General features: G+C 62.9%; 5 protein-coding genes and 1 pseudogene. 3 read left to right on the forward strand and 3 right to left on the reverse strand.

The window, feature by feature from the left end:
• The first annotated feature begins 27 nt into the window (after window positions 1-27).
• The 3 genes and pseudogenes from HYT87_13160 (at window position 28) to HYT87_13170 (ending at window position 1534) form a co-directional block, all read left to right on the forward strand.
• Window positions 28-246, forward strand: a pseudogene (locus HYT87_13160) (hypothetical protein).
• 66 nt (window positions 247-312) lie between these two features.
• Complete coding sequence (locus tag HYT87_13165) at window positions 313-1062, forward strand: toprim domain-containing protein (protein ID MBI2060713.1); 750 nt, start codon at window positions 313-315, stop codon at window positions 1060-1062.
• 19 nt (window positions 1063-1081) lie between these two features.
• Window positions 1082-1534 (forward strand): hypothetical protein, encoded by a 453-nt coding sequence (locus HYT87_13170; GenBank protein MBI2060714.1) that lies wholly within the window; start codon window positions 1082-1084, stop codon window positions 1532-1534.
• A 427-nt stretch (window positions 1535-1961) separates the two neighbouring features.
• Here the strand turns inward: HYT87_13170 and HYT87_13175 are convergent, their stop codons facing one another.
• The 3 genes from HYT87_13175 to HYT87_13185 all read right to left on the reverse strand — a co-directional run bounded on the left by HYT87_13175 (window position 1962) and on the right by HYT87_13185 (window position 7222).
• Entirely contained in the window at window positions 1962-2174 is a 213-nt protein-coding gene (locus tag HYT87_13175) for a hypothetical protein (GenBank protein MBI2060715.1), read from the reverse strand.
• A gap of 10 nt (window positions 2175-2184) precedes the next feature.
• The gene (locus tag HYT87_13180) at window positions 2185-4254 is read right to left on the reverse strand and encodes an RCC1 repeat-containing protein (GenBank protein ID MBI2060716.1); all 2070 of its coding nucleotides are present in this window, start codon (window positions 4252-4254) and stop codon (window positions 2185-2187) included.
• A gap of 2743 nt (window positions 4255-6997) precedes the next feature.
• Window positions 6998-7222: a DUF2283 domain-containing protein gene (locus tag HYT87_13185; protein ID MBI2060717.1), complete on the reverse strand. Its 225-nt coding sequence runs from the start codon at window positions 7220-7222 to the stop codon at window positions 6998-7000.
• Window positions 7223-7299 lie beyond the last annotated feature (77 nt).

Genomic DNA, 7299 nt, shown 5'->3' on the forward strand with positions numbered 1-7299 from the left:
GACCTCGAGACCCTCAAGGCCGTCCCGATCCGGGACGTAGCGGCGCGGCTCGGCCTCCTGACGGCCAATGGCCGGCAGGCCCGGTGCTTTCGCGCGGAGAATCACAGCCACGGCGACCGGAGGCCGAGCCTGCACCTCCACGTCGGCAAGAACCGGTTCAAGTGTTTCGTCTGCCCGGAAACCTACGGAGACGTCATCGACCTCGTCCGCCTGACAAGGGGTATCGATTTCGGGGAGGCCTGCGATTGGCTGAGGGGAGGCGGGTTTGCCGCCACGGCGATCAGACCCACACCCGAGATCACTTCACACCCCGTGGATACAAAGGTCTACGAGGCGTTCTACAGCCTTCTCGACACAGGTCACGTCCTCCTCGACCGGTTCTGCGACGAACGGGGAATTTCCATTCAGGTGTGCAAAAAGGCCGGAACACGGGTCCTCGGGCAGTACGACTCCGTCCAAAACGCGCTTTTTCGGTGGTTCGGAGCCGAGCGGGTGAAGCGCGCGGGGCTTGCCAATCAGGCCGGCCACCTCATTTTCTACGCGCACCGGATCATCTTTCCCTGGAAAAACGAAAGCGGAACACCGACTTACTTCACCGCGCGCGCGGTCAAGGGGGTGAACGACGGCCCCAAAGAGCTTTGCCTCATTGGGACCACGCCGGTGCTTCCGTACAACGCGCCCACGGTAACGACGGGCCAGGACATCCACATTTGCGAAGGGAACATCGACGCGCTGACGCTTGAAGACATGGCGCTTCGAGCCGTGGCCACCGGCGGAACGGAAGGTCTCAGACGCTCATGGATCGGCTGGCTCAAAAGCAAGCGAGTCAGCTCAGTGATTCCGGCCTACGACGCCGACAGCACGGGCCAGGCAAAGTCAAGGGAGGTCGAAGAACTTGCCAGGAAGGTCGGCCTCAAAGTGGGAAGACTCTTCCTGCCTACGGGCCACGACGTCAACAGCTACTTCGGAAAAGGCCCGACCAAAAAGGCCATGTTCCATGTGGCCCGTCCTGGGCCACAACATATCATGGCCCCATACCCTCCGTGGCATGGGGCCGCCTGACCCGGGAAGGAGAAACGCGATGAGCGCATACATTGTCAGCCCGCATGAAATCAACTACCTCGTACAATCTGCTGGGTTGCTGGCAACCCAGCAACCGCCCCTGACGTGGGTCTGGGATGTCAACCGGTCCAACGGCTGCGTGAAATCCGGAACGCTTCATCCTGGGGACCGGGCTGCGCAGGAGCGAATCGGGCAACTCCTCCAGGTGGAGAACTTGAGATCCGTCGAGTACCGGTACTCCCAGATCGAACCCCACAAGCCGGAAGAGTACACTCCCACACCCATCACTCTCAAGGAAAACCCCGTTCAGGTCATTAAGTCCTGCCACTACTACGAGTACCAGTCCTGTGAACACCCCGGGTGGGAGACCAGCGAGGCTTGTGCCTTCATTCAAGCTCTTGAAAAAGCCGCCATGCGGGCACTGCCTGGGTACAAATCCGCCATCTGGGGTGCGCCGACTGCCAGTCAGTAGCGAAAAGAAGGTCTCCCGAACCTTGCACGCTCCCCGCCCAGAACATTCTCAGCAGTTGGATTCGGCTTGTGTAGACGTACGCCCAACCGCCGGCATATGGGGTGAAGTATCGCTTTTCTCAATTCGGACGTGATTCTCTCCTGGCGACGAGCGCATCACGCATAGTGTGCCAATGTCGTTTACGTTGACGTTCTTCGGAATGGCCTCAGCCCGAAGGGGCGGCTGTGGAGTCTCGCGGTCCGGGGAATTTATGGGAGATTTTGGACTTGGGACGGGTGTGAGGCGGTTGACCGTGGTACCGCCTGGCCGCCTGCCGGCGGATCGCCGAGCTGGCCGTCAGGCGTTTACTTCGCGTAGCGAAGAACTACGAATCCGAGCAGCAGGGTGCTCAACCATGCCCCCGCCATCGCAATCGAGAAACCGTTGATCAATCCTTCCATCTTTTACTCAGGGTAACAGCGATTACGCCGGCCGTCAACATCACCGCCAGACCGATGAGCATGGCCACAGCATACTGAGCTATGGAAACTTCCTTCCCGAGTACATAGGCCGCCGTTGGCGCGATCACCATTCCTGCGAACGTGATCTCGATGATCCGAATGAACAGCTTGATGAATTCGATCCGGGCGTCCCGATTCACAAGGCGCCACCTATGGAAGGTTGGTGACCGGGACGGGGGCGGATTTGTTGGCGGTCGTCCCGTCGCCGAGTTGGCCGGAGGTATTCTGGCCCCAGCATTTGGCCGTTCCATCGGAGGCCAGCGCACAGGTGTGATAGCCACCTCCCGTGACGGCGATGGCGCCCGTGAGCGTGGAGACGGCAACGGGAGTGGTCTTATTCGTGGTCGTCCCGTCGCCCAGTTGGCCGGACGGGTTGTTTCCCCAGCATTTGACCGTTCCATCGGCGGTCAGCGCACAGGTGTAATAGAAGCCTCCCGTGACGGTGATGGCGCCGGTGAGCGTGGAGACGGCGACGGGGGTGGTCTTCTGCGTGACCGTCCCGTCGCCCAGTTGACCGAGATCGTTGCGTCCCCAGCATTTGACGGTTCCATCGGATGCCAGCGCGCAAGTGTGAGAGTCACCTCCGGTGACGGCGACGGCGCCCGTGAGTGTGGAGACGGCGACGGGGGTGGTCTTATCCGTGGTCGTCCCGTCGCCCAGTTGGCCGGACGGGTTGTTTCCCCAGCATTTGACCGTTCCATCGGCGGCCAGCGCGCAGGTGTGATAGAAGCCTCCCGTGACGGCGATGGCGCCGGTGAGTGTGGAGACGGCGACGGGAGTGGTCTTATTCGTGGTCGTCCCGTCGCCCAGTCCGCCGTTACCGTTCAATCCCCAGCATTTGACCGTTCCATCGGCGGCCAGCGCGCAGGTGTGATAGCCACCTCCCGTGACGGCGATGGCGCCCGTGAGCGTGGAGACGGCGACGGGGGTGGTCTTCTGCGTGGTCGTCCCGTCGCCCAGAAAGCCGTAAAAGTTGTATCCCCAGCATTTGACCGTTCCATCGGCGGCCAGCGCGCAGGTGTGATTGTAGCCTCCCGTGATGCCTTCGCGGAAGGGGCGGGCGGGGGCGCCGGAGGCGGTGCCTTCGTGGAGGCGGGGGAGTTTCACGCCCATCGGGCCGGCGGGCATCAAGACGGCCACGGGCGTCCATTTTTCCACTCCCGTCCCATCCCCAAGCTGACCAGCATTGTTGTACCCCCAGCATTTGACCGTCCCGTCCGAAAGAAGCGCGCAGGTGTGCCAGCGGGCCCCCGCGATTGCCACGGCACCTGAGAGCGTGGAAACGGTAACGGGGGTGGTCTTGGCGGCGGTCGTCCCGTCGCCCAGTTGGCCGTAACCGTTCCACCCCCAGCACTTCACCGACCCATCGGAGATGAGCGCGCAGGTGTGGCGGTCGCTCCCCGCCGTGATCGCCACGGCACCTGAGAGCGTGGAGACGGTGACGGGGGTGGTCTTATTCGTGCCCGTCCCGTCACCCAGTTGGTAGCCATTGTTAAGGCCCCAGCATTTCACCGTCCCGTCGGAGGCGAGGGCGCAGGTGTGGTACTCGCCGGCCGCGATCGCCACGGCGCCTGAGAGCGTGGAGACGGCGACGGGGGTCGATTTATTCACCGTCGTCCCGTCCCCAAGCTGGCCAAAATTGGTGGTACTTCCGCCCCCCCAGCATTTGACCGTTCCATCGGAGACCAGTGCGCAGGTGTGCCCGCTACCTACCGCCGCGGCGATGGCACCCGACAGGCTCGAAACGACCACGGGGGTCGATTTATTCACGGTCGTCCCGTCCCCAAGCCCGCCATAAGCGTTGGCCCCCCAGCACTTCATCGTCCCGTCCGAAAGAAGCGCGCAGGTGCGACTGTCCCCCGCCGCCGCAGCGATGGCGCCCGAAAGGGTGGAGACGGCGACAGGAGTGAATTTATCCACCGTCGTCCCATCCCCAAGCTGACCGGAGCCATTGCTCCCCCAGCACCTCACGGTCCCGTCCGAAAGAAGCGCGCAGGTGTCAGCGTTGTCCACCGCGATCGCCACGGCACCTGAGAGCGTGGAGACGGTGACGGGGATGGAGTTGTTGGCCGTCGTCCCGTTCCCAAGCTGGCCGCTATTATTGTACCCCCAGCACTTGACCGTTCCATCGGAGGCGAGGGCACAGGTGTGATAGCCGAGGTGGGTGCCGATGGCCTGGACGATGCCGATGGTGGACCACGTGCGGGCCGAGCGTTCCATGTTGTTCGTATCTGAATTCCCTGCTTCATCCCTTGAGCGAACAACATAGAAGTACCTGGTTCCTGGTGAGAGAGTTCCTGGTGAATAGGAGGTGGCGCCGGCGGTGGTGGTGTAGGTGGCGGTGAAGGTGGAGCAGTTGCCGGGGGTCGTTGTTTGGCAGATGTCGTAGACGAGGGAGGACGCAGGACTCACGGCGTCGGACGCGGGCGACCAAGAGAGATTGATCTGGGAGGCGGAGACGGCGGTGGCGGAGGCGAGGCCGGAGAACGTCGGGGCGCTCAGATCAATCGTCCACGTGACGGCGGCCCCACCCGCATTCCCCGCCGCATCGGTGGCGCTTACTTGGAACGCGTGGGAACCCGCGCTGAGACCGGAGTACACTTTCGGGGACGTACAGGCCTCGGTTGCCGCCGCATCCAATTTGCAGGTGAACGTCGCCCCCGCATCGGTCGAACTGAACGTGAACGACGCCGACGTCGAGCCGCTGATGGCCGACGGCTGAGAGCTGATGGCTACCGCAGGCGCGGTCAGATCGACGGTCCATGTGTAAGCGGCGGGCGAGGCATCGGCGTTACCGGCGGCGTCTTTCGCGCGCACCTTGAAGGTATGCGAGCCGGCGACCAAACCCGTATACGCTTTCGGGGTTGTACAGGCGGCGAAACCGGCTGCATCCAGTTCGCATTCGAACACTGCGCTGGTATCGGGAGAGGTAAACGAGAAGCCGGCCACAGTCTGATTGCTGACCGCTGACGGCTGATTGCTGATAGCTGTTTCCGGCGGTGTCGTATCGATGGCCCACGTGTAGGTGGCCGGGGTCGCATCCTTGTTCCCGGCTTTGTCGAGGGCGTACACGGAGAAAGTGTGCGGCCCTTCGACGGCGCTCAGTGCGAACGGACTCGTACACACAGCAGGAGTACCCACATCCAACTGGCAGAAGAAGGTGCAAGCGGTCTGGGCGGGCAAGCCCGCCCCTACGGAATCGGAGCAGGTGAACTCGAATGTGGCAGAGGTCTTGTTGCTGAGATCTGACGGCTGAACGCTGATCGCTGTATTCGGCGGCGTCTTGTCGCAGTCGATCGCACACGAAGCTTCGGACTCGTTTGCTGAACAGATCTTGTCCCCGCATTTCGCGCAGTCGGCGGGACACGACTCGACGGTTTCTCCTCCGCCATCGGCGGACTCGCAAATCTTGTTGCCGCATTCGGCCTTGGGCAGGATCGTGAACGAGAGGATCACCGGAGTGATGTCCGTGTTGCCGAGCGGGTCGGCGGCGCGGACGGCGAGCGTATGCGGCCCCTCCGGCAAGGGGAGAGAGGCCGTGTTCAGAGCGAACGGGCTGGGACAGGCGGTAAGCGGCTGGGCGTCGAGTTGACACCGGTAGTTGCACGCCGACTTGGTGCACGCGGCCGTGACCTTGATCTCCTCGCCGACCTTCGCCCGTGCCTTGTCCAACGTGGCTGTCGTGTCGGGTGGGGTCACGTCAATATTCTGGAGGTCGACTTTTACCGTGACGCCGGCGTCTTTCAGGTTCTTTTCGAGAGTCTTCCCGAGTTGTGTGAACGCGGCGACCACCTGTTCCTGCGTGGGGGCGCTGCTCGCATCGGCGGCAGCGGCCAGGGCCTGCTCGATGCTCCCCGTCGTCGCCTTCGCCGTGGCGACTTCGACAAGGCTGGAGATGCCGTCACCGTCGATGTCCGGCAGGATCACCTGGTTGAGCGGGATGGGTGTCTCTTCAATCTCGAAAGTGATGGCCGGGGCCGCGTCACCCGGCGCGCTCGGGTCAGGCGCGGCCTGAGGCTTGATCCTAACGGAAGCGGTGACTTCCACGAAGGGAACCTCCCGGTTCGTCCGCGATCGGACCCGGCTCCGCACGTCGTTCGCCCCGTCTCTGGCGGACGCCCGGGGCAGCCTGAACGTGAACTGGTAGACGAGCGTGTTTTCGTCGTCAGCGGACTGCCTCCGTGCTTCGACAGGCTCAGCACGAACGGGATCTCGCTCGCCCTGAGCTTGTCGAAGGGCCGCAGCCCGCACGCCTCCTTGCTCTCCCGCCCGGACCCCACCGCGGACGCCTCCTCGGACGCCGCCTTGCTCGGAGGCGCGAATGCCGCCTCGCACGCCGGCGCGAATTCCACCCCGCACGCCTTCGGCCACGATCTCATCGCCGAGATACACATCGACTTCGGCATCCTCTTCCACGCCCGTCAAGGCGGAGGCGACTTCCGGTGAAAGCGGGATGCCCACATCCAAAGGGATGCTCTCTGAGTCGTCGGCGGTTTGCTGGGCGGTCGTCTTGGTTTTCCGTACGCAAGAAAAGAGGATTGCTGACACAACAAGGAAACAAATCCCCCGCGCGAACAGGCGGTCCGTCCGTGCTGGTCTTCCCGCCCTCCCGTGCATTCCGTCTACTCTACGCCTGCCGGCCCATAGGTCAAGCATGCCAGCCAGGACGGTGCGGTACTCGGCCTCCAGAGCCGAGCCACGAAGGTGAGGCATACTTGGCCGAGTGCCCCGGGGGCCGATTCCATGTGGGTTGGGGCCGAATAAACCGGTCATGCAGAATGGGGGCGAAATCAGATGGAAATGTCGAGTTCGGCCACTGGAGGGCCAGCGGAGGCCACCGGCAGGGGTTTCGGGGCGTGCGCCAGGAGACATACTTACTGGGAGTGGGTCAAGACACTCCCGATTGACCAGATTCGTAAACCGGCCAACCCGGGCAGGAAGGGGGGAAGGTTCGGGGTGAAGTCTACGCCGCAAGGCGTGACTTCTGGCCCGCGAGGGGATCGGAATACCGGAGTGCTTCTCGCGCGCTCATAACCTTGGTGGCGTCGAGGATCTCGATCTCGACCGGTACCCCTCTCTTGTCCAAGTGGACGATCACCCCCTCAGCGATGTCCCTGGAGTCCACCGGCCGACCCTTGCCGAGCCGAATTGTCAATACATCAGCGGTCCTTGAATATGCGATCTTCATATCGTCCTCGTCCCTCAAAGTATCTTTTAGCATACGGAGCATAGGTTGTCACTACGACCACGAGTGGACCCTCGTAT

Source organism: Nitrospirota bacterium (assembly GCA_016180645.1).
Classification (GTDB): Bacteria; JACPQY01; JACPQY01; order JACPQY01; family JACPQY01; genus JACPAV01.

Coding starts and splice junctions, on each gene's coding strand:
- HYT87_13170 (MBI2060714.1), top strand. CDS start 1,082: ATGAGCGCATACATTGTCAGCCCGCATGAAATCAACTACCTCGTACAA.
- HYT87_13180 (MBI2060716.1), bottom strand. CDS start 4,254: ATGGAACGCTCGGCCCGCACGTGGTCCACCATCGGCATCGTCCAGGCC.
- HYT87_13185 (MBI2060717.1), bottom strand. CDS start 7,222: ATGAAGATCGCATATTCAAGGACCGCTGATGTATTGACAATTCGGCTC.